Raw genomic sequence first — 26634 nt, 5'->3', positions numbered from 1 at the left:
GTCGTCACCGAAGCCTCCCATCTGGACCAGGCTCCCACCGGGCCAGTCCATCCGTCACGCGTCCTACCAACTCACCGAAGATGTATGCGCCGTCTTCGGCGGTAGCCCCGACTGGATTGCCGAGAACGCCGTTTTGCGACACAGCGACCATACCGCCCGAACGCATTCCTGGCATCAGGTCTGAGATAGGAGACAAATTTCCGGTCTCAGCAAGGCTCATGTGCACCAAATCGGGCGAAAGGTGCAGCAATAGGCTCGTTTCAGTGTGCCCGGCATGCGCGTCGGCACCCGCAACAGCGCACGGCGCCCAAGCGGCATCACGCCCCTCATACCGCAGAAGTGCCACCGCTTTGGCCAATGCGGGTCCATTTCCGCCGTGACCGTTGACGAACAGCACCCGCTTCGCCCACCGGAATGCGGACCTTCCGTACTCGACTACGACGATTTCCATAGCCTCGGCACCGATCGAGACAGTGCCGGCAAAACCTTCGTGCTCTCCGCTCGCCCCGTATTCGACGGCCGGGGCCACGACGACGTCGGGCAGAGCCTGTGCGACTGCTCTCGCGATCCGAGTATCGGTATCGAGAGGCAGATGCGGACCGTGTTGTTCGAAAGAACCGACCGGGACTACGACGGTGAGCGCAGTGCCCTCGAGCGCCGGGCTCGGGATGGCAGCAAGGTCACGCGGAGAACTCATCCCCCGATCGTATTGGTGCGGGCCCCTCCCACCGCAACACAGCATGCGGATACACCGGGGCATGGTTGTGCCCCGGTGTATGAGTTTTCACTGGTCGCGGTTCACGCCGCTGTCGGCGGACTGTTCCCACCGATCGGATGCTGATACGGATCAATCGACATCGGTGGGTAGAACACCGTTTTTCGATCCGGGCCGATCTCGACTCGCCCCTCGGTGTGGTGCAGTGTCCGATGATGGTGACCGCACAACAAGATCAGATTGTCGAGATCCGTTGGGCCACCATCATTCCAGTGAACGATATGGTGAGCATCGCACCACCCCGACGGTGTCCCGCACCCCGGAAACGCGCACCCACCGTCACGCACCGCAAGAGCCCGGCGCTGCGGAACCGTCGCTGTTCTCGCTTCTTTGCCGCACTCGAGCGGAACACCATTCTCGTCCAGGAGGATCCGGGTGACGGTGCAGTCGCAGGCCAACATTCGTGCGGTGTCGATGCTGATCGGGCCCACCCAATCCGTCCACGCGAAACCCAGTTCCTGAGTCGACGGCAGTAGATCTTTCAAGGCTTTGAGGTCGGTCATGTCTTTCGCCGACGCGGTGACCGTGATGTGCGGTTTCACCCCGCCCTCGATCGGACCCAGTCCCGCCCGCTCGTACCGCCGCAACAACTCGCAAAACCCATCCGCGCGCCGCAACGCCGGAGTACGCGTGTCCTTCACGCCGTCTTTCTCCGGTGTCGGCGCCGACAGGCTCGACAGCAACGTGATCAGACGGGCCCCGTTCACAGCATCCAAATCGCCTTTCACGCTGACCCGCCCGTACAAGCCTTTCGAGGCGTAGAACTCGTTGCGCTCCGAATCCTCCCCGACCGGGACGCCGTCTTCGCGTGTGCCGTACTGCTTCTCGATCCGCCGGATCGCCGCCCGCACCGCATCACAATCAGCGATGTTCTTCGACGCTAGGTCAAGCAGGATCCCGCGGGCCTTGTCGACATCCGCCGGGGTCATGTTCTTGGGTGGATGCTGACAAAACGACGCCACCTGACGGGCTTTCAACGCATCCACATCCCCGCGATGGAATGCATCCGCGACAACAGGTTCGAGCAACAGCAACCGCGCTAGACTGACCAACAGACTGCACTCACCGATCTCCAAATTCGTCGAACCATGCAACCACTGCGCGATCGCCCGAAAACCCTTCCCGACCACAGTCTCCCGGGAAACATCTCCGCGATCAGCAACACCATCCGCGACTGCAACTCGTGCCGGACACGCACCAGATCCAGAACCTCACTCTTGAGGCCCTCACCATCCAGCTGCCACGCTTCCCGACTGTCCATGCCGAAAGTTTAATCGAACATACTTTCGATAACCAGGGACATAACGGACGACTTATATCGACAACGCAATTCGATGACCTTCGATGACCGCGGCATGCGAACGTCTCGGCGACAGAGCGTCACCGATTCGAAAAGTCTCGAAAGAACTTCCCTGCAACGCATTCCATAGCTCGTCGACAGGTTCCTGCTGCGTTACAAAAACCACCCAGTCGACCGCAACTTCCTCGACCACACCCGTCGGAAGGTGAACCAAGCTCACGAGCGGCGAGGCTCCAGCTCTCACCGAAGTCACCATCAGATCCGTCCGTTGCATGATCGACTTCTCGAACGCCCGGCGGTTCCACGCCTCGAAATCCAAGGTGATGCTCAGGTCCTGCGCGACCACCATGCCGTTGGTCGCGATCGTGACCGCACAGCCTCGATCAGCGAGGAACTCCGCCACCGACGTACCTTGATGGAATCCCAACTCGTCGTAGACAAGCACCGTTCCACTCGGCAAAATCTTGCCGTCGAGAACCTCTCGAACACCCACCACACGCTCGGATCCACCCGCCCACGCTGGGCGCACCGGCCGCGCCCCGGTTGCGATCACTACCACGTCGGGCACGCCCTCCTCCACGATCGCGAGATCAGCTCCAACACCCAGCTCGATCGTGACACCGCTTCGGCGACACTCCGATTCGAGATTTCGGACGAGGTCGGCAAGTTCTCGGCGAGCGGGGACCACCGAGGCGGTGAGAATCTGTCCACCGAGTCTTCGTTCACGCTCGAACAGCGTCACCGCATGACCTCGCTGGGCCGCGGTGGCCGCAGCTTGCAGGCCGGCAGGGCCGCCGCCGACCACCATCACAGTGCGACCTCGTCGCCGCGGCATCGGCAGTGGGACCGATTCTCGACCGGCGCGCGGATTTTCGGTGCACCCCAACCAACGCCCCAGACCCATCCGCCCGACGCATTCCTGGTTGCAGGACAAGCAGGTTCGCACCTGCACCGACTGACCGGCACGCGCCTTGTTCACAAAATCCGGATCGGCGATCTGCCCACGAACCACACCCACCAGATCGCACACACCGCCCGCGAGCGCAGCTTCAGCTTGCTCAGGCGTCTTGAAACGGCCGACGCCGACCACGGGAAGATCGACCACCTCCCGGATCGCAGACGGGACGAAGTTGGCGTAGCCGATGGGTACAGCCATCGACGCTTCGACCAGATGCAGTGTTTCCGTTGCCATTCCGACGGTAGTGTTGATGTAGTCGACACGACCGTCGGCTTCGATGAGTTGGGCGGTGGCTACCGCGTCGGACAGTTCGATCCCACCCCGCGTTCCTTCGTATCCACTCAGGCGCACGCCGAGCACACGATCCGGGCCGACGGCCTCACGAAGCACCCCCAGCACCTCGAGCAGAAAACGCGCACGATCTGCCACGCCTCCGCCGTAACGGTCGGTGCGCAGGTTGGTCGAGGGTGAGAGAAAGGCGCGCACGATGGACGACTGCGACGCCTGCAATTCCACCCCGTCGAAGCCACCGGCGACGCAGTTGCGCGCAACAAGAGCGAACCCTGCGAGTATCTCGGCGATGTTCGCGTCGTCGACGGCCTTGGGCACCTCGCGGAACAACGGATCGGCGACCGCGCTCGGCGCCAACAGCGGCAATCGCGAATAGGTTCCAGCACCCTGACCGCCGTTGTGGTTGATCTGCGCGAGAATCGACGAACCATGCGCATGAACGGCGTCGGTGATCCGCCGGTACCCCTCGATTGCTTCGGGCCGATAGCCTGCAATCATCTTCTCGTACGGTCGATCCGAAGGATGCGTCGAGTGCTCCTCGGTGATGATCAGACCCGCACCGCCGCGGGCCCGCGCCTCGTAGTAGCTCGAGTGCTGCTCCGTCGGCAACCCGTTCTCCGCGTAATTGGTCAGGTGTGCGGAGAACACGACCCGATTGCGGAGTGTCAGGTTGCCCAGGCGCAATGGCGTGAAGAGGCGCGGGTACGGCGTCATCAGACCTTGGAGTTTCCTTGATCGAGCGCGATATGACTTGCCGTGACGGTGCGTGAACCGTCACCGGCGAGCCACAGAACGGTATCGGCAATCTCGTCGGGTTCGGCAAAAGCGATGTCCGAGAGGATCGGAGTGAAGTTGGGAAGGTACTGCGGGAACTTGGCAAATACCTCGAGCGCGCCCTGGTCGACGCCCATCGGCGTATTGACTCCGTAGGGATGGATCGAGTTGACCCTGATCTTGTACTCCCCCAGTTCCTTTGCCGCGGCCTGCGTCAGCCCGACCAGACCGAACTTGGCGCTCGCGTAATGCGCTTGACCGGGCAACGCCTTGAGTCCCGCCACCGAACTGACCACGATGATCGATCCACCGCGCCCACCTTCGATGATCGCCGGCACCGAGGCCTTGAGGGTTTTCCAGACTCCGGTCAGGTTGATGTCGATCAGCGTTTCCCACTGCTCGTCCGACATTTCCCAGAATCGATTCCAGTTACAGACGCCGGCATTGGCGACCACGATGTCGAGACGCCCGAACTGCTCGACGCCGTCCTGGACCACCGCGGTGAGGGCTGCGCCGTCACGGACGTCGACCTCGCGAGCAAGGATCTTCCCACCCTCCCCTTCGACAAGACGCACAGTCTCGGCGAAGTCCTCGGAAGTTGCTGCCTCGTAGGAATTGTCCGACGCCACCGACGCGCACACGTCTACCGCAATGATCGCCGCTCCCTCGCGCGCCATCTTGACCGCGTGCGCACGTCCTTGACCGCGTGCTGCGCCGGTGATGAACGCAACGCGGCCTTCGAGCGAACGAACTGAACCCTGTGTCATGAGATAGCCCTCTCTGCAGAATTGAAACTCGTTCTAGTAGTAAACCCTGCAAAGCGCCCTTCGCGGATGGATTCGAGAACAGTTCTCGGGGCAACCGCGTCCCCGACCCGGATACTCCCGGTTTCATTCAGGCCATCGTTCGGCAGACGGGGTGAGCAGTCGATCACCACTTCGCACTCGAGCCGAGACCGCTCACCGGTGTAGATGTGTTCGACCCAGACGGCCCCTGAGGCGATTTCGACGACACGCGAAGCGAGTACTCGGGTGATCCCGGCCTGCTGGATGCGGGTGTTGGCGCCGACCAGATCGCCACTCGCGCCGAGCCTCGAACCGACGATGGTGTCCGGGGTGACAATCGAGGCGCAGCTGCCCTTGGCTGCGAGTGCTTCTGCGAGCGCCACCGCGATCGGTCCACCGAGCGGATCGATCAGCACTACCGGGCCCGGCCCCACCGAAGTGAACTTCTCGTAGGCTTCCGATGCATCCAGCCATCGAACCGAGTCGTCGGTCGGATATGCCGGTGGCCTCGCAGCACCACCGGTGGCAACCACAACCAACTCGCCCCGACTGCGTGCGCCGTCGAGATCCTGTGCGTCGATCGCTACCCCGGTTCGCATCGTCACCCCGCTTCGACGGCATTCGTCCTCGAGCCACTGCGCGAGGAGATTGAATCGGCTGCGGCCGTCACCTCGCGCGAAAGTTCGGATCATGCCGCCGAACTGCGATGAACTCTCGACGAGGGTGACCGAGTGTCCCGCCACCGCCGAGATCCGCGCGGCCTCCATCCCGGCGGGGCCACCCCCCACGACCAGCACGGCTCCCGGTGTCGAAATCTGCTCTCGCTCATCGGGGTCCACCGTCTCGAAACCCGCGCTCGGATTCCCCACGCACGTCACGACCGGGTTGCGAGGATCACGCACGAGGCACGTCTGATTGCAGAGCACGCACGGCCGCGGACGATCGCCGCGCGCGGCTTTCACGACCAGGTCCGGGTCTGCGATCTGGGCTCTCGTCATATCGACGAACTCGGCTATTTCCAGCGCCGCGTGAGCCTCGGCGACGTCAACGACACTCCCCTGCAGGACAACGGGAATCGTGACCGCGGCCTTGATGTCACGGCACAGGGCGAGGTTGAAGTTCGTCGAGCAGTGAAAGTCGGGACGGTATCGGTCAGCCGAATAGAGTCCACCTCGGACGACGACAAGGAGGTCGAGGAGCGGAGATACTTCACGCGCAAAGCCTGCTGCAAGATCGGGTGTCAATCCCGCCCACGGTGCTTCCTCGTCGCAGGACAACCGCAAGGAGACAACGTCGTCCGGTCCGAGTTCCTCACGCACTCCCGAGATGACCTCACGAAGGAGGGCAGCGCGATCAGTGCCGTATCGGTCTCGTCGAGTATTGGTCAGGCCCGAAAGGAATTGCCGCAGAATACTTCGAGGGCCGGCATCGAGTTCCACGCCGTCCATTCCCGAAGCGATCGCCAGCGCCGCTGCGTCGCGAAAGCCGGTTATCAGTTGGTCGATTTCCGGCTGCCCCATTGCCATCGGCAACTCGCGCGTCGCCGGGTCGGCTACCCGCGACGGTCCCCACAGCACCGATTGTGAATATGCGCTCGATCCCTGCATCCCGGTATGACCGAGACCGGCAAGAACCAATGTTCCGTACGGAGCACATGCAGCCGCGATCGACTGCCACCCCGGGCCACATTGCGACGCTAACGGTGCCCGCTCGTACGGCCAGTCGTTCTCCGATACCGAGGCCACTTCGGTGACGACGATCCCGGTTCCGCCCTCGGCACGGCGCTGGTAGTACGCACGGTGCCGATCGGAAAACGAGCGTCCCACAGCAAGATTGGTCTCGTGCGGACCGAAAACAACCCTGGACCGGACGGTGCGTCCGGCCAGGGTTGTGTGTTCGTGAAGGCTCAACTCACAGCTCGATCAGAGCCGGAGTTTCAGCTCGCACCCAGCGTGCGGGTGAAGCCTTCCGGGATCACCAGGTCCGCCGGACTCAGTTCGGTGATGGACGAGTGGCCAAGGCCCATCAGTCCCGAGTCGATGCCCATCCGCATCAGGTCGAGCACGTTCTCGACTCCGGCCTGACCGTTTGCCGAGAGGCCCCACAGGTAGGCGCGCCCGAGCATGACGGCCTTGGCGCCGAGAGCGAGCGCCTTGACGACATCGCCGCCGCGTCGAATGCCACCGTCGAGAACAACTTCCACCTGATCGCCCACGGCTTCGGCAATCCCCGGGAGTACGCGGATCGGCGCGGGGGTGCCGTCGAGGTTGTTACCACCGTGGTTGGAGACGGAAATCGCGGAGACACCGGCGTCGACAGCTCGCTTGGCGTCGTCGATGCGCATGATGCCCTTGAGCATGAAGGGCCCGCCCCACTGCTCACGCAGCCAGGCAATGTCTTCCCACGTCGGAAGCGGCGTCTGCATCCACTCGCCGTACGCACCGAAGAAGGTCGGCGCCGGCTGACCGGGAGCCGCAAGGTTCGGGGTGGTCAGATCCGGGATCTTGCCGGTCTTGGCGAACTCCAACAACCACTTCGGGCGCATGATGCCCTCGGGAGCGAACTGGAACATCGCCTTGAGGTCCATCTTTTCGGGGATGGACGGGCTGCCCCAGTCGCGGCCGTACGAGAAGGACCAGTCGGTGGTGATGATCAGGCCCTTGGCACCGGCAGCGCGAGCGCGCTCCATACGCTGCAGGAGCACGTCGCGGCTGCCGACCCAGTACATCTGGAAGAACACCTGCGGGTTGGCCGCTGCAACTTCCTCGATGGACTTGCTGGCAAAAGAACTCAGGCCGATCGCCGTTCCCCGTGCTGCGGCCGCCCGAGCTACCGCTACCTCACCGTCGGGGTGCACTGCCTGCACACCGGTCGGCGAAATCATCACCGGAAGCGAAATGTCCTGCCCCATAATGGTGGTGGCCATGTTCCGCTCGTTCGGCAAGCCGGCCGCATGCGGAGCGAAACCCAGTTCACTGTAGGCCGCGACATTGTCGTCGACGGTCAGACCCTTTTCGGATCCGGCCACCAGCGCCGCATACACGGACTTGGGGAGCCTCTTCTGTGCACGTCGCTGTGCTTCGGCGACGGTCTCGAAGAATGCGTTCTTTGCCATCAGTCAAACCTCTCGTATCGCAAGTGGCCGGAAAGGCTACTTACATTCCCGCAAGCGGGTTTTCGTCACAAATCTTGGCGGGGGGACGCATCATCAGTGTCAGTGGCACCGATGCACGCGGGGTTTTACGTTGACCGGAACGTGAGTGGTCGACGCTGGACTTGGGGATCTCTCCCGCGCCGGCCAAGGCCATTTCACCGTTGCCGATGACGCACTCGGGGTCAGGTCCGTCCATCGGCAGTCCGGTGAAGAACTTGGCCGCCATGCAGCCGCCGCGGCAGGAGTCGTAGTGGTTGCATTTGCTGCAGGCCCCACCGGTTTGGGGCGAGCGCAGCTCCTCGAACAGGTCCGAGTGCTGCCAGACTTCCTGGAATCCACCGTCTTTCACGATGTTTCCGGCGAGGAACTGCTCGTGAATCGCGAAGGGGCATGCGTACACGTCACCGACCGGGTCGATCAGGCACACGACGCGGCCCGCACCACAGAGATTGAGACCGGGCAGTGCATCGCCGAACGCGGAGAGGTGGAAGAACGAGTCTCCGGTCAGGACGCCCTCACCGTTGGCCACCAACCAGTTGTAGAGCTCACGCTGCTGCTCCGGACGCGGGTGCAGGTCGTCCCACACGTCGGCGCCGCGGCCCGAAGGACGCAGGCGGGTGATGCGCAGTGTCGCGTCGTACTTGTCGGCGAGAGCCTTGAACTCGTCGAGCTGACTGACGTTGTGCCGCGTGACGACCACCGAAATCTTGGCGTCCTTGAAGCCGGCTTCCTTCAGGTTCGCGAGAGCGCGCTCGGCCATAGCGAACGAACCAGGCCCGCGCACAGCATCATTGACCTCAGCAGTGGCACCGTCGATGGAAATCTGCACGTCGACGTAGTCACTGGCCGCGAGCCGTGCGGCGACCTTCTTGTCGATCTTCACGCCGTTGGTGGAGAACTTCACACCAACCTGGTGGTCCGTCGCATAGTCGACGAGCTCCCAGAAGTCGGAGCGTACCGTCGGCTCGCCGCCACCGATGTTGACGTAGAACACCTGCATACGCTGCAGCTCGTCGATGATGGACTTGCACTGCTCGGTGCTCAGCTCGTTGGGGTCACGACGACCCGAAGACGACAGGCAGTGCACGCAGGAAAGGTTGCAGGCGTAGGTGAGTTCCCACGTCAGGCAGATCGGGGCGTCGAGTCCGAGTTCGAACTGATCGACGAGGCGACCCACCTTGGCGGGTGGGGATGGCTGTTCAAGAACTGAGGTCATGGCTGTGTCCTCGCGAAGAAATGAAGCGGGCGAACGTGCAGAAGGGCTGTTCCGCACGTGGGGGGCGAGCGTCTGGCTCAGACAGGCACGATCATGTGCGAATCGGCGAGAGTGCTCAGCGCACGGGCATATTGGGGAGCCGCGTCATCTTCGATGCCTTGCGCACGCAGTGCGGACCGGACATCAGGATGGTCTGGCAACGCCTTGACCACCGCAACGATGGTCGTGTTCTTCAGGAACGAGAGCTTGCGCGTTCCGAAGTGGTAGAGCAACGCCCCGAAAGGTTCGGGGCGAAGCGCTACCTGCGGGTGGAGTTTCCACCCCGCGTCGAGATCCAAAGCAGACACGGTCAGTACACGCCGCACATGCCGTCGATGGAAACTTCCTCCACGAGGGACTCCTCGACGAGGTCGTTCTCGAGCGCCTTGTTGTCACGATCTGACATGGATTCCTCCTGCGTTCGCACTCCGTCTGGAAGTCTGTAGATCAGACTTCCAACCTGGGAGTTGGTGGTCACTAGTGGGACTTCACTGTGACTCGGTTCACCACTGTAATGGCATCGAGTGCAGAATGACACACATGGAGCGAAAAAAGTATGCGTAGCCGCAAGAAACCGTCCGCTCGGATAGGTCGTCGCCCCTCCACAACGAAGGAGGGAATCAGCACGATCGGCATCGAACTGTTCTCCACAGTCGGCTTCAACGAGGTGAGCGTCGACCAGATAGCCGACGCCGCCGGCATCGCGCGTCGGACTTTCTTTCGCTACTTCCCGTCCAAGAACGCCGTTCCCTGGGGAGACTTCGACGGACATCTCGGCGAGATGCGCGAGCACCTGGATTCACTGCCCGCCGACATCCCGTTGGTCGACGCACTCGAATCCGCATTGTTGACGTTCAACACCTTCCCGCCGGAAGAGACTGCGGTACATCGCAAACGGATGGAACTGATCCTCGAAGTTCCGACGCTTCAGGCATACTCTGTGGTGATGTACGAAGGGTGGCGACAGGTGGTCGCCGACTACGTCGCACGACGAATGAATCTCGAACCGACCGATCACGGCCCACGCACCGTCGGCTATCTTCTGCTCGGGGTGGCCATGTCGGCGTACGAGCAGTGGCTCACCGACGATTCACTCGAGCTACCGGAACTCTTGAAAACAGGTACGCAGTCCCTGCGGACCGGCATCAGCACCTGATAGAGCATCAGCCACCCGAGAAAGGTGATCATGTCCACCACCACAAACGAACCGGTCCTGGATTCACTGGCACCGTCGACGCCGGGCTTGTGGTCGTTCGGGCATGTCACCGTCGAACGGGTCGATTCAGGTCCGATCTCGCTCGATCGTCGAGGCGGTCGCCTCCACGTCCGGCACTCCCTCAATCCGGCCGATCTGAGCGAGCGCCTCGTCGCCGGAGTTACCTCGTCGATTCAGGACGCGGAGTTCGGTCAGGACGAATTCGAGCTGACGATGGTCGGTCTGGTTCGCTCCACCGTGGACGGTGCTCTCGAATCCTGGACCACCTACTACCGGAACTCGCTTGCCGAACTACTGGACGGCACTGCGGATTTCGCACCGATTCACGACAAAGCCGAAGAACTGGTTCGTGGTTCCGTGCTCGATCTGGGGTCCTGCTTCGGATTCCTGCCCTTGCGGCTCGCGCGCGCCGGAATGGACGTGACCGCCACGGACATCCTGCCCGGAACGATGATTCTGCTCGACGCGGTAGCCCCCGAACTCGGCATCAAGATCGACACGGTGATCTGCGACGCGGGTGAAGTACCGGCTCCGGACAACAGCGCCGACACCGTCACCGCGATTCATCTCCTCGAGCACGTCGACGACCCAGTGGGCGAAGCCGTGATCGCGCAGGCACTCCGGATCGCTCGTCAACGGGTCGTCATTGCCGTCCCCTTCGAAGACGAAGCCACCGCGTGCCACGGCCACATCCGCACCTTCGATCTCGAGTCGCTGCGCGCAGTCGGCCGGCAGACCGGTGTGCCGTTCGAGGTATTCGAGCATCACGGCGGCTGGTTGGTACTGGAGGCTACTGCCGCCTGAAGTGAACTAGCCTTCTTTCAACGTATGCGCGACAAGGGCATTCGCATGACCATGGCCCATACCGTGCTCCGACTTCAACCAATTCACCAATTCCATGTGCTTGGTGAGCTCTGAGCTTCGGATCAGCTCTTGCCATTCACCGATCGGCCGACCGTACTTCTTCTCGATCGACGGAAAGTACGACGCCGGGCCCTTCACAGGTTCAGTCATGACCGGAATCTACCTCGGACGGCCGACATCATTCGCGCAACTCTCTCGCCTGCATGTCCGCACCTGCGAAATCGCTGGGTATCCACGGGCCAGGCAGCTTAGGGTCGAAGTACAACTACCCGAGAGCACAGGAGTTCAGAGATGCGACTGTCCACACGAAATCAACTCACCGGCACCATCACCGAGGTCAACCTCGGCACCGTCATGGCAACAGTCAAGGTGAAATTGGACGGCGGGAACCAGATCGTGACTTCGTCGATCACCCGCGATGCCGCGCTGGATCTCGACCTTGAACCAGGCCAAGCTGCAACGGTATTCGTGAAGTCCACCGAGGTGACGATCGGCGTCGAATAACTGGCGAACGCTGTGATCAGGGCCGGGTGAGATGCGTGGTCATCGTGTAGTCCTTGCTCGGCCCCGTCACGGTCCAGACGACAGTCCAGGCCGATCGATCGCCGGCAGTGACGTCGATTCGCCCGCGGTAGGTATCGGCACCGCACAGGTGCTCGACTTCCTCCCCCGGTGCCCAGTCGTGAAACTCTCTGCCGTCCTCGAATGTCACAGCCCACCCGAGGCCATGCTCGGCGATGAACAAAGTCCGGAACACTGGCAGTTCCAGATCGCCGTCACGCAGAGTTCCACTCTCGTACCAGCGCATCCGACCGTCACCGGCGTCGGAGATAGTGGTCTCTCCGGAGACATGCTTGGTGGAACCGGAAAGGCGGTCGACGATGTCGCGCTCGAAGTGCCACGTTCCTGCCAACGCCCTGGGCTCGATCTTCGCGTCGTCAACCATGTGACGATTCTAGTGACCCTGGATTACCCGACGACACCGGAGACCGACTCGAACACACTGCCGGAGTATGTTCCGAGTACACCCGGAACACGCAGGAGATTCACACAGACATGAACGATTCGGCCGCCCTTCACAAACGCACAGTGTTCGCCGAAGATCTCGAGATCGGCCAAGTGATCCCATTGGGCTCGTATTCGGTGACCGAAGAGGAGATCGTCGAGTTCGCAACCCAGTGGGATCCCCAGTGGTTTCACATCGACAAGGAAGCCGCCGGGTCCGGAGTCTTCGGCGGGTTGATCGCCAGCGGGCTGCACACCCTGTCGATCTGCCAGAAGTTGGTGGTCGACAGTCTCTACGACCAGTGGAACGTGATCGCCGGAAAGACCATGCGCGACGTGAGCTTCCTCCGTCCACTTCGCCCCGGTGACACCCTGAGCGGAAAGGTCACCGTCGACAACGTCGTGTTCGACAATCGCGCGCGAGGATTGGTCACCATCACGGCAAAACTGGTCGATGCGCACGGCAATCGCGTTCTCGACGTCGTCACCGACGCTTACCTGCACTGCCGCCCGACTCGCGGACAGTGAATTATCGGTAAATTCCGCACCGCATTGTCTGAATTGCCGTACTTTCAGTGACGTTGCGACGCAACACTACCCATCCCCGCAATCAGGAGTTCCTCACACATGAGCAGCCTCGGCGAGATCAATCCTCTCGGCATTCTTCAGATCCTCATCTACATGCTCTTCGGTGGGTCGTCCAGCACTCCCGAATAGACCCTGGCTTGCCATTGCCATAGTCAGCATCTAATCTGCTGACTATGGCAATTACTAGTCAGGCATCCGTGACGGCCACGTCGCCGACCGACGCAGCGCGTCATCACACCGAATTCGACTCCAGCTGGCGGAGTTTCGACGGCATTCAGGGCGGACTTGCCGTAGCACGGATGCTGCGAGTCGCCGCCGACGCGTCCGGAGCCGAACCGCTGGCAGTCACGGCACACCTGGACCGCCCCGTCCCTCCGGGGCCGGCCGAATTGACTGTCGGCGAGATGCGGGGCGGGCGGACCGTCAGTTGCCACGTCACGCTGACCGGTGCAGGATCCGCCCTTGTTCGGTTAGCCCGCGACACAGGAGTCACGACGCTGTCCGCCCCCGGAGTCGAGCCGAGTTCGGCCGACCCGTCAACCCTGCCGCCACTGGAGATCCCGGTGGATTTTGTGCCGTTCGCCCAGCACCTCGACATTCGGCCGATCAATTCGGCGAGGCCGTTCGCCGGTGGTGACTCCCCCGAATTCGACGTTTGGATCCGCCTGCTCACAGACCTCGATTTCAAGGCCCAAGAGCGTGCCGCGGTCCTTCTCGATGCGCTTCCGCCCGGACTGTTCGCGACACTGACGATGCCCGTGGCCATACCGACCATCGAGTTCACCGCGCATTTCACACCGGAGCACCTCACGGCAGATCCCCGAACGCTGTCACCGTGGTATCGCCTGCGCCACGGGACTGCCTGGGCGACAGACACTCTCTGTGTTGACGAATCCGAACTATTCGACTCGACCGGACGGCTTGCTGCTCGGGCTCGCCAGCTTCGTCGAATTCTGCGTTGAACTCCCAATTGAGTGCAGCTCGACTACACCTGGAGGTCGCGACGACGGAACGCAACAAGCGATGCTGTCGAAAGCACTACTGCCACAACGATCATTGCCAGAATTGGTAGAACTGTCACCGGCTCGGCAGGGGCACCCGGCACGTGGGTGAACGGCGACAGATCCAGCACTATCTGCGGAAGTTTCAGCAACGTACCGAGTTGCCCGAGCACGATGCATGCCGCCAAGATCCCCCAGGAGAGGGACGACGCATACGTCGGAAACAGTCCGAAAGCCAACGACACCAACCCCACGACGACAAGCACCGCAGGCAGATACGCCAACGCCGCGCCGGTCATCCGAAATATGTTGCCGCCGATGTCATCCGTGACGAGCCCGAAGGCGAATCCGGTGAACGCACCCATCAAGACGTGCGCGAGGATCACGCCGCCGACAACCACCCCCAAGTGGGACAGCATCCACTTCCGCCGCGACAGCGAGGTTGCCAGCAACGGTTCGAGCCGTCCCGAGGTTTCCTCGCCCCGCATACGGAGAAGACTCTGGACCGAATATGCCGCGATGACTATCGACGTGAGACCGAGAGCGGTGGCCAAGTAGGAGTCCACCAGATCCGTACCGCCGCCACCGAGTTTCTCGAACATCTCTGCGGTCTGCTGCGACGATCCCACCATCGCGTCGATCTCGTTGCCCACAGCACCGTACGCGAATCCGAGTATGACGACGGCAAAGATCCACCAGAACATCGTCATTCGCTGCATGCGCCACGCCAGGCCCCAAGCCGACGGCAGCCACGATGCCGCGGCCGGCGGGCCGGGTCGGGGCTGAACGAGTCCCGCTCCCTGATCACGATGGCCGATGAGAACAAACGCCACCACGACGTGCACAGACGCAAATCCGATCAACAACAACAGGATCCACCAGGCGTCGTCGTCGAAAGGTCGGATCTGTTGTGCCCACCCGATCGGTGAGAGCCACGACAACCAACCGCTCACCACGCGAGTTCCGTCGTCGACGACCGTACTGTTGACGTCACCGATCGCGCGCAGCATGAAGGCGACACCGATCGCGGCGCCCGCCAACCCGTTGGCCGTACGAGCGCCGTCGGTGATCTGCGCCGTCACTGCCGCCACTCCGGCAAACGCGATTCCGGTACCGCCGATCGACGCGCCCAGTGCGAGCGAACCGCCGACCGGCAGGCCGACGGCGATCGATCCCAGTGCAATTCCCAGTGCCAGAACCACATTCGCACCGACCGTGACAATCAACGCGGAGGTCAGGAGCGCTCGCCGACCTACCACCGCCGCACCGATCATCTCGGCACGGCCGGTCTCCTCGTTTTGTCGCGTATGGCGAACCACCGCAAGGGTACTCATCAATGCCGCCACCAACGCGAACACGAGCACCGACTGACTGGCGACTATCGCGCCCTGCGAATCGCCGGACACGATTCCGTTGGTTGCCAGCGCCACCGGCGATACCGCGGAACTGACTGCGATGTTTCGCAATTCCTCGGGTGTCGTGTACAGCCCGGTCACACTGGCGACGACAAGCAGCATGAACAGCACGATCGAGACGACCCACACGGAAAGCTGGATCCGGTCCCGTCGCAAAGCCAACCGAACCAGTCGGCGCGTGCCGGTGAACTGACTTGCCGACGCCGGTACCGGTGGAGCGGCTTCGGCAACGACGGTCATGGCAATACTCCGGTCTCGGCCCGCAGGTGGACCGAAGTCTCCCTGGCCCGCTCGTCACCGTAGTGCCGCAAGAAGAGTTCTTCGAGCGTTGGCGGAGTGGAAGTGAGCGCCACGATCCCGAAGCCGACCAAGTACGTCATGAGTGGCCCGAGTTGTGCGCTGTCGACTTCGCAGGTGAAGTGGTTACCGTCGATTACCGCGTCGTGGACACCGCCGAGTCCGTCGAGTCCACCGATCGGGCGCACCGTCTCCGCCGAGACGGATGTGCGGGTGAGATGCCTGAGTTCGGAGAGTGTTCCCTCTTCCACCGTCCGCCCGTCGCGGATGATGCTCACGCGATCGCACAATGCCTCTACCTCGGCCAGGATATGGCTCGACAGCAGAACCGTCTTCCCGGCGTGAGCCACTTCCTCGACGCAGTCCTGAAATACCGCTTCCATCAAGGGGTCGAGTCCTGATGTCGGTTCGTCGAGGACGTAAAGGTCGACGTCCGACGAAAAGGCAGCAACGAGTGCAACCTTCTGCCGGTTACCTTTCGAGTACGTACGCGCCTTCTTGGTCGGGTCCAGCTCGAAGCGCTCGAGCAACTCGCTGCGCCGCTTTCGGTCCAGACCACCGCGCAGACCGGCCAACAGGTCGACAGCCTCCCCGCCGGTGAGGTTGGGCCACAGATTCACGTCGCCGGGTACGTACGCGAGCCGTCGATGCAAAGTCACGGCGTCTCGCCACGGATCGCCGCCGAGGACGGTTGCGTCCCCGGAATCGGAGCGGAGCAGGCCGAGAAGCACACGAATAGTGGTGGACTTTCCGGAGCCGTTCGGCCCCAGGAATCCGTGTACTTCACCCGTCGAGACGTCGAGATCGAGGCCGTCCAGCGCGCGGGTGGTACCGAAGGTCTTGACGAGGCTTTTCACTGAAATTGCCGCACCCATGAATTTGACCGTACGCCGATTTCACAAATGTGTGAAGATAGAAAAGAAGGAAAGATCGAAAGGTTCCGATGACCGACACCAGCCATACCGTCGTCCCGGACGAGAGCCGACACTATGTCGAGCGACTCTCACTCGTGCTGAGCGACATGGGTTTTCCGCCGATGCCCGCACGCGTCTGGGCCGCGCTGATGACCAGCGAGACGCCCTCGTCCACACCGGGAGATCTCGGATCTCGGTTGGGAGTGAGCCCCGCCGCCATCTCCGGAGCCGTCCGATACCTCCAGCAAGTCGGGTTGATCGAGCGTGTGGCCGTCCCCGGGTCGAGGCGTCAGCACTACTGCGTCAGCGTCGAGATGTGGGCCGACGCGTTTGTCACGAAACAGTCCTCCCTTTATCAGGTCTCGGCAGTTGCGGACGAGGGAATTCGAGTCCTCGGCGAAGGAACCACGGCCGGCGATCGGATGGCTGATCTGCGCGACTTCTTCGACTTCATGGCCGCGGAAATGCCGCGCATGCTCGCGGACTGGCGCTCCCGGCGAAAAGACCGGACACCTGGCAGGTAACTTCGGGTTTACCCGCAAATTCGGCGGGGTACCTCAATTCTCGGTCCAGCATGGTCAGGTGCGGTGTACCCGAGGAGTTGTTGATGAAGCTGTCGATCAGGGGCGCGAACACTTCACCGACTCCGCCCCTCGCACACACCGCTTCACCCGAAACCTGTGAACGATCGATTTCGTTGAATCGCACCGCCGCCGAGGCATTCGCCGGCGATCACCATGCACTCTCGAAACTCCTGGCCCGGTTGCACCCTCACGTCGTTCTCTACTATCGCGCCAGACTTCTCGGAACGTCTGTCGCAGCGTTCGCCGACGATCTCGCCCACCAATGCACCCTGGACGTCGTCACACGAATGTCCGGCACGATCTCGGCCGACACACGGATCGAGACATTTGCGTACGATTTGGCATCGCAACGGATTGCGGCAATTCCCCAGTCACACAACATCAACGGGCGATTCAAACGCCCCCGTTGCCTGACCGACGACCAACGTGAGGTTCTGGTACTTCGAATCGCGGTCGGTCTGACTGCCGACATGACCGCGTCGACTCTCCGCACGACTCGATCGAGTGTTCTCCTCGTCCAGCATCAGGCACTACGCGCCTGGACGGTCTCCGACCGAAGCTAGATCAGACCTTGCTTACTCGCGGCGTAGACGGCTTCCGCTCGCCGGCTCACCTCGAGTTTGCGCATGATGTTGCTGACGTGAAACTTGACAGTGGTCGGTGAGATGAACAATCGCTCACCGATCTTGATGTTGGACAAGCCGTTTGCGAGAAGCCTCAGTACCTCTAGCTCGCGATCGGTCAATCGTTCCTTGGTTGCCGACTGTCCGTTGAGCGAACGGACGACAGCCGATGCGCTGCGAGAATCGAACGCACTCTCGCCTCGCGAGACCGCTCTGATCGCCCGCACCAGCTCGGTGGTGTCGACGTCTTTGACCACATAGCCGCGAGCACCTGCGTGCACCGCTCGCACTACCAGTTGATCATCGAGAAAGGTGGTGAGAACCAACAGTCCGAGCCCAGGATGCGCTGACGACAATTGGCCACAGAGGGTCAGCCCCTCGTAGTCGGAGCTTGCGGAGAGTTTGAGATCCATCAGGACGATGTCCGGCCCGACCTTGTCGACGACGGCAAGCGCCTCGGCGAGGGACGACGCCTCCCCCACGATCTCGAGGTCGCTTTCGCGCTCGAGCACCGAGCGGAGCCCTTGCCGAAGTATCGCGTGGTCGTCGACCAGGACTATGCGAACCGAACTTTGAACCGGCGACACTCCACGGGTGACGACGGGGCGCGCAGTGGTCATGATTCCTCGCTCTCGATTTCAGTTGTAGAGCAAAGGTTTTCCATGCCCGAGTCGAACGGCAGTGGTAGTCGCACGAGAATCTGAATCCCACCGATCCGAGCCCGTCGCACTTCCAGCGCGCCACCCAACTCCAAGGTTCGCGCCTGCATGTTCGCGAGACCGCGATGGCGGCCGTCGAGATCGTTGGTGGCTGCGAGTTTGAGAATCAGCCGCATCCGGGCGGGGTCACCATCACCGTCGTCGGAGACGGACAGCAACACCGAGTCCGCCCGATAGGTCAGACGGAGTACCGCCCGATTCGCGTGAGCATGGACCGCTGCGTTGAACAGGGCCTCCCCAGCGATCCGCAAAAGAGCGTGTTCGGCATCGCCCGGAAGTTCTGTCGGGGTACCGCCGACGCGAACGCTGACCGCCAACTCGTCGGGCATGTGAACCACGCCGAGCTGCTCGAGCATCTCGGGCAGCGACGTCCTGTCCGCGTCCGAGGAATGATTGAGAGCGTAAATCGCAGAACGAAGCTGCTCGACTGCCCGCCTGGTCAAATCCTTTGCCAGGTCTAGTCTTTCACTGCGCTCCGCGTCCGGGATGTCGCTGCGGCAGACCTCGATCTGCATGCCGGCCGACAACACCGCTTGCGTCACACTGTCGTGAAGTTCGCGGGCGATCCGGTGACGTTCGTCGTCGACCACCTGATGCCGGTGCGCCACTCCCAACTGACGCTGAGTGGACTCCAATTCGCTGTTGCGCACCGCAAGATCGGCCGCAGTGCGATTGGCCTCCGCGTACGCATCTTCAGCACGTTCGAGCAGTAACTGTCCGCGCTGATAGAGCGCCGAATTCTGCAGGGCCACAGCAGTCTGGCTGGCCAGAATGCTGAGCACGGCCCCGTCCGTCGTATCGAGCGTCCGGTTGGCCGGCGTCCAGGCCGCAAAGGCGCCGACCACACCACCGCCGAGCACGATCGGCACAAACGCGTAGTGAGCGTCGATCACCGAGTTGGATTCGATTCTGCCGTAACGGATGTCGTCGAGGCATTCGACGACATCCTCCGGAAGCGGTGGCCCCTCCACATTGTCGACCAGGAACGGCGTCGCATCCGGACCGAGGACCAATCGCCGGGGCCCGGCGTCAGGCAAGGTTCCATCGGCCAAGGCGAAGACTATCCAGTTGGCACTCAGATGAGCGCGGGCAGCTTCCGCGACCGCACAGACCAGGGTTTCCGGGCCCTCGACGGTGCGCACCAAAGCCCGCGAGATCAATTCCAGCGCATGTACGACGCGCTCGAGGCGCTCGGCCGCACCGCGATACTGCGGGTAGAACGAACTCTTACCCGACCGTAATCCGGTGAGCCTGGACAGGTCCGCGGTCATCGCCTCCACCACTTCACAGCGTCCATCTTCACAAGGCACCTCTGAACAACGCCACCATCTGCTCCTGCGTCGCTTCCCGGGGATTGGTGGACATGCAGGCGTCGAGCAAAGCGAAGCTGGCGAGCCTACTCAGATCTTCCTCTCGAACACCCAACTCCCCCAGTCCCTTCGGCACGCCGACCTCACGCGCGAGCCGTTCGACCCGATCGGCCACCGCCAGCGCTGCTTCCTCCGGGGTGCCGTGCTGCTCGGGAAGACTCAGTGCCGCGGCGATGGCAACAAAGGGGGCAGCGTCCGTCGTGGAATTGAACCGGATGACGTGGGGCAACAGAATTCCGTTGATGACGCCGTGCGGCAGGTCGAGCATGCCGCCCACCTGATGGCTCATCGCGTGCGCGGCGCCGAGTATCGCGTTGGTGAACGCCAACCCGGCCTCGAGGCTCGCCTGCGCCATCACCGACCGCGCTTCCATCTCCATCGGGTCCTGGATCGTGTGCACCAGATTCTCGGTCACCAGCCCGACAGCGCGGAGCGCGTGATGATCGGTCAACGGATTGTGCGCCAGCGAGACGAAGGCCTCGATACCGTGCGTCAGTGCATCCAATCCCGTTGCAGCGTTGAGCCACTCGGGCATCGTCGTGAGCAACCGCGGATCGATGACCGTGACATCGGGGACCAGAGCCCGGCCGATGATGGTGATCTTGGTGCCGCGGGTCGTGTCCGTGACGATGCAGAACTGCGACACGTCCGCGCCGGTGCCGGACGTGGTGGGAACCATCACCAACGGCGGGATCGGTTTTGTCGCCTGATCGACACCCTCGTAGTCGAGTATGTTGCCGCCGTTGGCAGCGAGGACGGCAACACCTTTTGCCGCGTCGATGACGGAACCGCCGCCGAGCGCGATGATGACGTCGCACTCGCCTTCCTGGTACACCTCGAATCCGGCCGCGATCTCGAAGTCCTTGGGGTTGGGCGTCAGCCCTGACCACACCGTCGCGGTCAACCCCTGCTCGGTGAGATGGCCTTCGAGTTCGCTGACCCATCCGGCGTCGATCAGACCGGGATCGGTCACCAGGAACGGTCGGAACCCGCCGAACCTCAGAGTCGCGTGTGCTACCTCGACCAGGGAACCGATGCCGAAGACGATCTCGGGGGCGTGAAATTTGACCAGTCGAGCAGCAGTACCGCGGCGATGAACACCGTGGTTCACAGCATCCGGATATGCCACGGACACGACCCCACTCTCCTCTCGCTGCTCTGAGATCTCCGGTCGGGATTTCGCATCCGTCGCTCTCAGCGCATCAACTCCCACGTGCACAAACTGGTGTGATCCACCTTACAATCGCTGGCCCCGAGCCTACGCGGACAGCAGTCGGGGCACACCCACCGAAGGAGAGGCGCTTACCTACCCGTTCGGGCAGGTAAGGCGTCTCGGGAAAATGGATGGCGCGGCGACCAGGTCCCGTTGTACTTTCGGGTTCGGCCAGAGAGGCCGGTAGTACCGATCCAGAAGGTGTTTATGACCCAGCCCGTGCCGAGCGCGCCTCTCGCCCCTGCTCTGTCCGCAATCCTCGAGATCACATGCTGATCCGCGGAACCTGATTCCACACGACGGACTGACAGCCGCGAGGCCCCCTCGGCCTGCTCCTACCTGCTTTGTTCACTCAGCTAGGAGTTCTCCAGTGCCTCGATCACACAATTCCATCTCGAAAACCGACACCTTCTCCTGCGTTCAGTGCGGGCTCACCGTCATAACGCACGGCCCCGACGGCGATCGCCGAAACCATTGCCCCAGTTGCCTGCATTCCCGACACCTGTTCGAGCAGGTGGAAGGTGGGACGTCAGACTGCGGAATGCAGATGGCCCCCATTTCCATCGCGGTGCTGCGTAGTGGCGATTGGATGATCATCCACCGCTGCGCACAATGCTTCGAACTCACCTCCAACCCCGTCAGCCGAGACGACAACCAGTTGTTGTTGATGAGGATGGCAGTGCGGCCACTCGCGCAACCGCCCTTCCCGCTCGAAGCCTTCGGCGACTTGTGAGGGGTGGGAACGCAGATGCCACGTAGGAATCCCAGCACCCGCTCGCGGCGGGCACCGCAACGCACCAAGCACGTACTGCACGGAATCGGCGGCGAGCCAGGATCAAGTTTCCGTTGTCTCACATGCCGTTTGGATATCCCCACCGCGGCCCCGGGTACCTCCCATCGGAACCACTGCCCGAACTGTCTTGCAAGCCGACACGTCGATGGACGTATTCCCGGCGACCGAGCACAACAGTGCAGAGGCGCAATGGCGGCGCTGTCCCTGTCGGTACGGCAAGACGGTGAATGGATGCTCGTTCACCAGTGCGTCGAGTGCAATACGTTGAAAGTCAACAGGATCGCCGGCGACGACAACGCCTTGGTCCTGCTGCGATTGGCGCTACGTCCGTTGGCGGACCCTCGCCTGGGCACGCGAGCGTTGCTAGCGCTCTGATGATTCGTCAGGTGTAATCGCGCGGTTCTGCGCGCGATTACACCTGACGAACACCACGAACACGATCCCGCCGAGCAAGCCAACCACTGTCGGTCCGAGAACCAATCCCGAGTACAACCACGGGGCAGGTTCAGCCGGAAAGAGGTCCATGAATATGGGTCCGGTGAATGTCGGTTCGGAAAATGAATCCCGATAGGATCCGTCGGTGAGAATATGCGGTGACGCCAACGACTTCCACCACCACTGAAACACGCCGAGCGCGACTAGCCCACATACGGCTCCGAGCACTGTCAGCGCCGCGATCGGTCGCCAGATCGATCCCCTGATTTCGGTCATGAGATCAAACTAGTTCACGACGGATCGCGCAGTGACATCGGTGAATTGCAGTGACATCAGCGAAGTGCGTGCCCCAGTTCGGCTGCTTTGGCCATCAGTTGCGCGGCATCTCGGGCAACAACCACCTCGTCGCAGATCTCCGAATACTCCGGCATCGCGCACGACGCCTGGTTCCAGTAACGCTGTGGTTCCGGCGTGATCCAAGCCAGACGGTGGACCTTGCGTCGTATCTCTTCCAGCTTGTCCACCTGCGGGGGCAAGCCGTTGCATCGACCGTCACCCACGATGATGACGGAAGTCCGCGAGTTCAAGGTGTTTCCGTGCTCGTCCAACAATTCTGTGAGCACCCGCCCGTAGTCGCTGCTGGCTTCCAGATCCAGGCCCGGGTGCGCGAGCACCGCGGCCAGTGCACCGTCACCACTACTGGCGAGAAGTGTGTCGGTCACGTCGACCGGACGATCGACGAATGCGAGTACTTCGCAACGATCTGCCCGCCGATGCATTGCCTGAGCCAACCGCAGAGTGAACGCGGTGATGGGGCGCACGGACAATGACACGTCTACGATCAGAAGCAGCCGAACACGATCGGGGCGAGGAGCTTTCACGACCAGATGGAAGGGTATTCCGTCGGTACGCAGGCTCGAACGGACCGTGCGGCGCATGTCGAGATGCCCACGAGAGCGCTCACGGGGGTGCGGCCTGGACGGACCTCTCATCCGCCGAAGCACCTCGTGGCACGCGAGTTCGATGTCGTTGTGCGTTGCACCGGCAGCAGATTCGCTGTCCGGCGCATCGGGAGCGGATTCGGCGAGCGCTGCGGCCGAGAGCGCTTGCACAAACGCTTCGACTGCCTCGACGAGCCGATTCAATTGCGCCTGCGTCAACGGCCCGTCGTCGGAGACGTCCGCGTACGCCTTGCTCGGGTCGTAGGCGTCCAGCCAGGCCAGGATCGACGTCGGATCGTCCCACGACAACGAACCGACTACTGCTGCAGCAACACTGGTACTGAGATCACCGACCACCGCCGAGGCTGCACGGTCCACGTCGACCGTGTAACTGACTCCGCGTCGACCGGTCTCCGAACCGGTATCGACCGACAGTTCGGCGTCACTCGACGTCATCGACACATCGTCGTCGTCCTTGTGCGGGTTGAAGCCCTTCTCCGCCTCCGGAGTGTCGAAGTAGTCGCCTACCTCGGCTGCACGCTCGTTGTACTCGGCGTACCGACCAACTTCTTGATCCTCGTCGATCCCCAGCGCGGTAGGCAGACCGTCCGCCACCTCGGCTCGCGATGCCATCCGCTCGGCGTGCGCTTTGCCTGCGGCCGGCCGGAAAAGCGCGTCGAACGCCCGCTCGAATCCGGCCTGCTCGTGAGAGTACTTGGCGCACACTGCCCGGAGACACGCTCGCAACGTCTCGCGATCCGAGGCGCCCACCATCGCGAGGACACGCCGAACTTCGATGACCTCGGCCGGTGACGCGGAAACTCCGGCCGCCCTCAGCAATCGGCCGAAGCTCGCGGACACCACGTCGAGAACAAACGACGGCTGCCACACGGCGAGGCCACCGAGCGTCGTCATCGCGTCGAACGGATTCCGCTGCCGCCGCGGATTCCCTGTTGATGGGGGTCGCGTCCGCCGGTTCCCCGGAACACGGCCGTCGTCGTGTTGGCGGGTTTGCTTGCCACAGTGGCTCGCTCGATCGGTTCACCACCGTCGCGCGAAGATGATTCGAGAAGCTTTCCGTCGAATCGCTCCTTGGCCAGCGTCACGTCGGACGAGTACTTGAGCAACGCCGTCAGCAAGATGTCGCGCACCTTGGCGTCGGAGGCGGTGTCGAATCCGCTGGCCGCGAGCACTGTTGCGGCTCTGGCCGCGTCGATGACCTCCGAGATGGACGGGCTCTTGCGCAGCGGGAGATCACGCAGGATGCGAGCCAATTCGACAACCTCCGTGGCCGTGGCCGCATCTACCTCCGGTGCTCGGGCCGTGACGATCTCGCGTTCACGCTCCGACGTCGGATAGCCGAGATGGTAATGCAGACAACGCCGTTTGAGAGCCGGCGAGAGTTCGCGAGTGTCGTTGGACGTCAAGATGACCCAGGGCTGCGATCGGGCCACGAACGTGCCGACCTCGGGGATGGTGATCTGCTGTTCGGCAAGGATCTCCAGTAGCAACGCTTCCATCGATTCCTCGGTGCGGTCCACCTCGTCGACCAGGAGCACCACCGGTTCGGGTGAGAGGATCGCTTCGAGCAGCGGCCGCACGGACAGGAAGTTCTCGGAGTACAAACCGAAATCCTGATCGGCCAGAAACTTCGACGCTTCGGCTACGCTGTCGAACTCGGAAACCTGATCGCTGATCCGGTCGCGGAGCATCTGCACGTGCAGGAGTTGCTTCGCGTAGTCCCATTCGTACAGGGCGCGATTGTCGTCCAGCCCTTCGTAGCACTGCAATCGCACCAGTTTGCGGCCCCCGATCGCAGCCAGAGACTTCGCCAGTTCCGTCTTGCCGACACCGGCCGGCCCTTCGAGCAGGAGCGGACGCCCCAGCGCCGTCGCCAGATGAACGACTACCGCAAACTCGTCGTCCGCGATGTAGTCCTGCTCTCGCAGCGCATCTTTCACTTCGACGCCGGTGGAGAAAGTGCGATTGGACATTGAACACCTTTCATGGGGGGCAAGCCCCTGTGCGCGCTCGAGGAGTCTCTGGACTCCCTAAGCGCGCACGGGGCCGGAGGCCCTGCTAGAAGTACGACTTGTTGATCGCGTGATCGACAACCGGGATCATCGACTCCACAGTGACCTCACGGGGGTTACCCGGGGTGCACCAGTCGTCCTGAATGTGCTCGGAGATGGCGCGCACAGTCTTCTCGTCACCCTTGATGACGTCACCACGACCCTCGTACTTCTTGGTGTTCATCTGGTTCTTCGCGTACGAATCGGTACGAACCTGACCGAAGTTGTCGGGGATACCGACGTCCTTGGCCAAACGGATGGCCGCCTCGACGGCAGCATCTGCAGCCTGAACCGTGGTGAGGTTACGAGTGTCGACACCGAGTGCACCGGCCAACTGGGCGTAGCGCTCGTAGCGCGAAGGCAGGTTGTACTCCCACACACGCGGCAACGCGATGGCGTTGTTCAGACCGTGATGGCTGTCGAAGAAGGCACTGACCGCGTGCGAGATCGAGTGAACGATGCCGAGTCCGCCGGAGTTGAAGGCCTGTCCGGCAATGTACTGCGCGTTCATCATTCCCTCGCGGGCCTTGAGGTTACGCGGCTCGAAGACAGCCTCGCGCAGGTTCTTCGCGACCAACTCGACCGAGTAGATCGCGTTACCGAGTGAGGGGGCGAAATCGAGACGAGACACGAAAGGCTCACTGCCGTGCGCGAGTACGTCGAAGCCGCAGTACGCGGTGAAGTGCTGAGGGCAGGTGTAGTAGAGCAGCGGGTCGTCGATCGCCAACGTCACGATGGTCGCCTCGTCGAAGCCGACCCACTTGTGCGGGTTGTTCATGTCCGACGTGTCGGTGATGACGTATGCCCACGACGTCTCGGAACCCGTACCGGCCGTGGTGGATACGGCGATGTGCGGCGGGTTCTCCTTGTTGGTGGACTTGGCGAAGCCCTCGAACTCGTTGATGTTGCGACCGTCGTGTGCGATCACGACGCGAGCACCCTTGGCGGCGTCGTGGCTCGAACCACCGCCGATCGAGATGATCGAGTCGCACTTCTCCTTCTGGTAGAGAGCCGCGGCCTCCATGACGTTGTAGTCCTTGGGATTCGACTCGACCTTGTCGTAGAGCACGACCTCGACACCCTGGTACTCGATCTTGCCGACCAGCTCCTCGATGATGCCCGAACCGCGCAGACCGGTTGTCATCAGAAGGGTGCGCTTGAAGCCGAGGTTCTTGGCTTCCACACCGATGATGTCGTGAGCGCCCACACCCATCAGGGCGCGTGGGAAGGGGTGGAACTCCTTGATGGGAAAGTCCCAGATCTGGTTGAGCTCGATAGCCATCGGTATCTCC

28 protein-coding genes and 1 pseudogene are annotated in these 26634 nt (G+C 62.3%); 9 read left to right on the top strand and 20 right to left on the bottom strand.

Going from position 1 to position 26634, the window contains the following annotated elements:
* Positions 1-4: 4 nt before the first annotated feature.
* The 9 genes and pseudogenes from mftE to mftA all read right to left on the bottom strand — a co-directional run bounded on the left by mftE (position 5) and on the right by mftA (position 9698).
* The gene (gene mftE / locus ACFWAD_RS25265; RefSeq protein ID WP_378548785.1) at positions 5-697 is read right to left on the bottom strand and encodes a mycofactocin biosynthesis peptidyl-dipeptidase MftE; all 693 of its coding nucleotides are present in this window, start codon (positions 695-697) and stop codon (positions 5-7) included.
* 101 nt (positions 698-798) lie between these two features.
* Positions 799-2036 (bottom strand): annotated as a pseudogene (locus tag ACFWAD_RS25260) (DUF222 domain-containing protein).
* Between the two features lie 52 nt (positions 2037-2088).
* Positions 2089-4038 (bottom strand): mycofactocin system FadH/OYE family oxidoreductase 2, encoded by a 1950-nt coding sequence (locus tag ACFWAD_RS25255; protein WP_378548782.1) that lies wholly within the window; start codon positions 4036-4038, stop codon positions 2089-2091.
* Positions 4038-4865, bottom strand: a complete 828-nt coding sequence (locus ACFWAD_RS25250) for a mycofactocin-coupled SDR family oxidoreductase (RefSeq protein ID WP_378548779.1) — start codon at positions 4863-4865, stop codon at positions 4038-4040. The genes ACFWAD_RS25255 and ACFWAD_RS25250 overlap by 1 nt, the downstream gene beginning before the upstream one ends.
* Entirely contained in the window at positions 4862-6793 is a 1932-nt protein-coding gene (locus ACFWAD_RS25245; RefSeq protein ID WP_378548776.1) for a mycofactocin system FadH/OYE family oxidoreductase 1, read from the bottom strand. The genes ACFWAD_RS25250 and ACFWAD_RS25245 overlap by 4 nt, the downstream gene beginning before the upstream one ends.
* Before the next feature lie 26 nt (positions 6794-6819).
* Complete coding sequence (gene mftD, locus ACFWAD_RS25240; RefSeq protein ID WP_378447238.1) at positions 6820-7998, bottom strand: pre-mycofactocin synthase MftD; 1179 nt, start codon at positions 7996-7998, stop codon at positions 6820-6822.
* Positions 7999-8038: 40 nt separating this feature from the next.
* Complete coding sequence (mftC, locus tag ACFWAD_RS25235; RefSeq protein WP_378548773.1) at positions 8039-9253, bottom strand: mycofactocin radical SAM maturase; 1215 nt, start codon at positions 9251-9253, stop codon at positions 8039-8041.
* Between the two features lie 77 nt (positions 9254-9330).
* Entirely contained in the window at positions 9331-9618 is a 288-nt protein-coding gene (mftB, locus tag ACFWAD_RS25230; RefSeq protein WP_007728309.1) for a mycofactocin biosynthesis chaperone MftB, read from the bottom strand.
* On the bottom strand, positions 9603-9698 hold the full coding sequence (gene mftA / locus ACFWAD_RS25225) for a mycofactocin precursor MftA (RefSeq protein ID WP_063836238.1): 96 nt from the start codon (positions 9696-9698) through the stop codon (positions 9603-9605). Before mftA ends, mftB begins: the two co-directional genes overlap by 16 nt.
* Before the next feature lie 150 nt (positions 9699-9848).
* On the opposite strand from mftA, the gene mftR reads away from it, so the two are divergent.
* Positions 9849-10448 (top strand): mycofactocin system transcriptional regulator, encoded by a 600-nt coding sequence (mftR, locus tag ACFWAD_RS25220; RefSeq protein WP_317552370.1) that lies wholly within the window; start codon positions 9849-9851, stop codon positions 10446-10448.
* A gap of 30 nt (positions 10449-10478) precedes the next feature.
* Positions 10479-11312 (top strand): mycofactocin oligosaccharide methyltransferase MftM, encoded by an 834-nt coding sequence (mftM, locus tag ACFWAD_RS25215; protein ID WP_378548770.1) that lies wholly within the window; start codon positions 10479-10481, stop codon positions 11310-11312.
* 6 nt (positions 11313-11318) lie between these two features.
* Here the strand turns inward: mftM and ACFWAD_RS25210 are convergent, their stop codons facing one another.
* Positions 11319-11522, bottom strand: a complete 204-nt coding sequence (locus ACFWAD_RS25210; protein WP_378447235.1) for a DUF4287 domain-containing protein — start codon at positions 11520-11522, stop codon at positions 11319-11321.
* A 141-nt stretch (positions 11523-11663) separates the two neighbouring features.
* Between ACFWAD_RS25210 and ACFWAD_RS25205 the strand changes: the two genes are divergently transcribed.
* Positions 11664-11876 (top strand): molybdopterin-binding protein, encoded by a 213-nt coding sequence (locus ACFWAD_RS25205; RefSeq protein ID WP_003942061.1) that lies wholly within the window; start codon positions 11664-11666, stop codon positions 11874-11876.
* 16 nt (positions 11877-11892) lie between these two features.
* Here the strand turns inward: ACFWAD_RS25205 and ACFWAD_RS25200 are convergent, their stop codons facing one another.
* The gene (locus tag ACFWAD_RS25200; RefSeq protein ID WP_378548767.1) at positions 11893-12318 is read right to left on the bottom strand and encodes a DUF6314 family protein; all 426 of its coding nucleotides are present in this window, start codon (positions 12316-12318) and stop codon (positions 11893-11895) included.
* Positions 12319-12428: 110 nt separating this feature from the next.
* Here ACFWAD_RS25200 and ACFWAD_RS25195 point away from each other — a divergent pair, with 110 nt between their 5' ends.
* Both ACFWAD_RS25195 and ACFWAD_RS25190 read left to right on the top strand, forming a co-directional pair.
* Positions 12429-12905 (top strand): MaoC/PaaZ C-terminal domain-containing protein, encoded by a 477-nt coding sequence (locus ACFWAD_RS25195; protein WP_378537738.1) that lies wholly within the window; start codon positions 12429-12431, stop codon positions 12903-12905.
* A gap of 233 nt (positions 12906-13138) precedes the next feature.
* Positions 13139-13927 carry a thioesterase family protein gene (locus ACFWAD_RS25190; RefSeq protein ID WP_378548764.1) on the top strand — a complete coding sequence of 263 codons (789 nt, stop codon included), beginning with the start codon at positions 13139-13141 and terminating at the stop codon, positions 13925-13927.
* 23 nt (positions 13928-13950) lie between these two features.
* Here the strand turns inward: ACFWAD_RS25190 and ACFWAD_RS25185 are convergent, their stop codons facing one another.
* Positions 13951-15621, bottom strand: coding sequence for an ABC transporter permease (locus ACFWAD_RS25185; protein ID WP_378548761.1), 1671 nt, complete (start codon positions 15619-15621; stop codon positions 13951-13953).
* A complete protein-coding gene (locus ACFWAD_RS25180; protein ID WP_378537732.1) occupies positions 15618-16553 on the bottom strand; it encodes an ATP-binding cassette domain-containing protein in 936 nt (311 codons plus the stop codon). Before ACFWAD_RS25180 ends, ACFWAD_RS25185 begins: the two co-directional genes overlap by 4 nt.
* A gap of 68 nt (positions 16554-16621) precedes the next feature.
* Here ACFWAD_RS25180 and ACFWAD_RS25175 point away from each other — a divergent pair, with 68 nt between their 5' ends.
* Positions 16622-17116: a GbsR/MarR family transcriptional regulator gene (locus ACFWAD_RS25175; RefSeq protein WP_378537730.1), complete on the top strand. Its 495-nt coding sequence runs from the start codon at positions 16622-16624 to the stop codon at positions 17114-17116.
* Between the two features lie 83 nt (positions 17117-17199).
* The gene (locus ACFWAD_RS25170) at positions 17200-17739 is read left to right on the top strand and encodes an RNA polymerase subunit sigma (RefSeq protein ID WP_378548758.1); all 540 of its coding nucleotides are present in this window, start codon (positions 17200-17202) and stop codon (positions 17737-17739) included.
* Here ACFWAD_RS25170 and ACFWAD_RS25165 read toward each other — a convergent pair.
* The 3 genes from ACFWAD_RS25165 to ACFWAD_RS25155 are packed head-to-tail and all read right to left on the bottom strand — an operon-like array spanning position 17736 to position 21023.
* The gene (locus ACFWAD_RS25165; RefSeq protein WP_378548755.1) at positions 17736-18419 is read right to left on the bottom strand and encodes a response regulator; all 684 of its coding nucleotides are present in this window, start codon (positions 18417-18419) and stop codon (positions 17736-17738) included. The two genes, ACFWAD_RS25170 and ACFWAD_RS25165, sit on opposite strands and share 4 nt — an antisense overlap.
* Positions 18416-19789, bottom strand: a complete 1374-nt coding sequence (locus ACFWAD_RS25160; RefSeq protein WP_378548753.1) for a histidine kinase — start codon at positions 19787-19789, stop codon at positions 18416-18418. The genes ACFWAD_RS25165 and ACFWAD_RS25160 overlap by 4 nt, the downstream gene beginning before the upstream one ends.
* Positions 19790-19817: 28 nt before the next feature.
* Positions 19818-21023 carry an iron-containing alcohol dehydrogenase gene (locus tag ACFWAD_RS25155; protein WP_378548750.1) on the bottom strand — a complete coding sequence of 402 codons (1206 nt, stop codon included), beginning with the start codon at positions 21021-21023 and terminating at the stop codon, positions 19818-19820.
* A gap of 448 nt (positions 21024-21471) precedes the next feature.
* Here ACFWAD_RS25155 and ACFWAD_RS25150 point away from each other — a divergent pair, with 448 nt between their 5' ends.
* Both ACFWAD_RS25150 and ACFWAD_RS25145 read left to right on the top strand, forming a co-directional pair.
* The gene (locus tag ACFWAD_RS25150; protein ID WP_378548747.1) at positions 21472-21834 is read left to right on the top strand and encodes an RNHCP domain-containing protein; all 363 of its coding nucleotides are present in this window, start codon (positions 21472-21474) and stop codon (positions 21832-21834) included.
* 15 nt (positions 21835-21849) lie between these two features.
* On the top strand, positions 21850-22269 hold the full coding sequence (locus ACFWAD_RS25145) for an RNHCP domain-containing protein (RefSeq protein WP_378548744.1): 420 nt from the start codon (positions 21850-21852) through the stop codon (positions 22267-22269).
* On the opposite strand, the gene ACFWAD_RS25140 is transcribed toward ACFWAD_RS25145, so the two are convergent.
* The 4 genes from ACFWAD_RS25140 to mdo all read right to left on the bottom strand — a co-directional run bounded on the left by ACFWAD_RS25140 (position 22258) and on the right by mdo (position 26624).
* On the bottom strand, positions 22258-22605 hold the full coding sequence (locus ACFWAD_RS25140) for a hypothetical protein (RefSeq protein WP_378548741.1): 348 nt from the start codon (positions 22603-22605) through the stop codon (positions 22258-22260). The genes ACFWAD_RS25145 and ACFWAD_RS25140 overlap by 12 nt on opposite strands.
* Positions 22606-22661: 56 nt before the next feature.
* A complete protein-coding gene (locus ACFWAD_RS25135) occupies positions 22662-24185 on the bottom strand; it encodes a VWA domain-containing protein (RefSeq protein WP_378548738.1) in 1524 nt (507 codons plus the stop codon).
* Complete coding sequence (locus ACFWAD_RS25130) at positions 24182-25264, bottom strand: AAA family ATPase (RefSeq protein WP_378548735.1); 1083 nt, start codon at positions 25262-25264, stop codon at positions 24182-24184. Before ACFWAD_RS25130 ends, ACFWAD_RS25135 begins: the two co-directional genes overlap by 4 nt.
* A gap of 85 nt (positions 25265-25349) precedes the next feature.
* Complete coding sequence (gene mdo / locus ACFWAD_RS25125; protein ID WP_003942095.1) at positions 25350-26624, bottom strand: NDMA-dependent methanol dehydrogenase; 1275 nt, start codon at positions 26622-26624, stop codon at positions 25350-25352.
* Positions 26625-26634: the final 10 nt, after the last annotated feature.

The organism is Rhodococcus sp. NPDC059969 (assembly GCF_042738325.1).
In the GTDB taxonomy this organism is placed as follows: domain Bacteria; phylum Actinomycetota; class Actinomycetes; order Mycobacteriales; family Mycobacteriaceae; genus Rhodococcus_F.
Note: the sequence above shows the minus strand (reverse complement) of the source record. Positions and strands in the feature narration are given on the sequence as shown.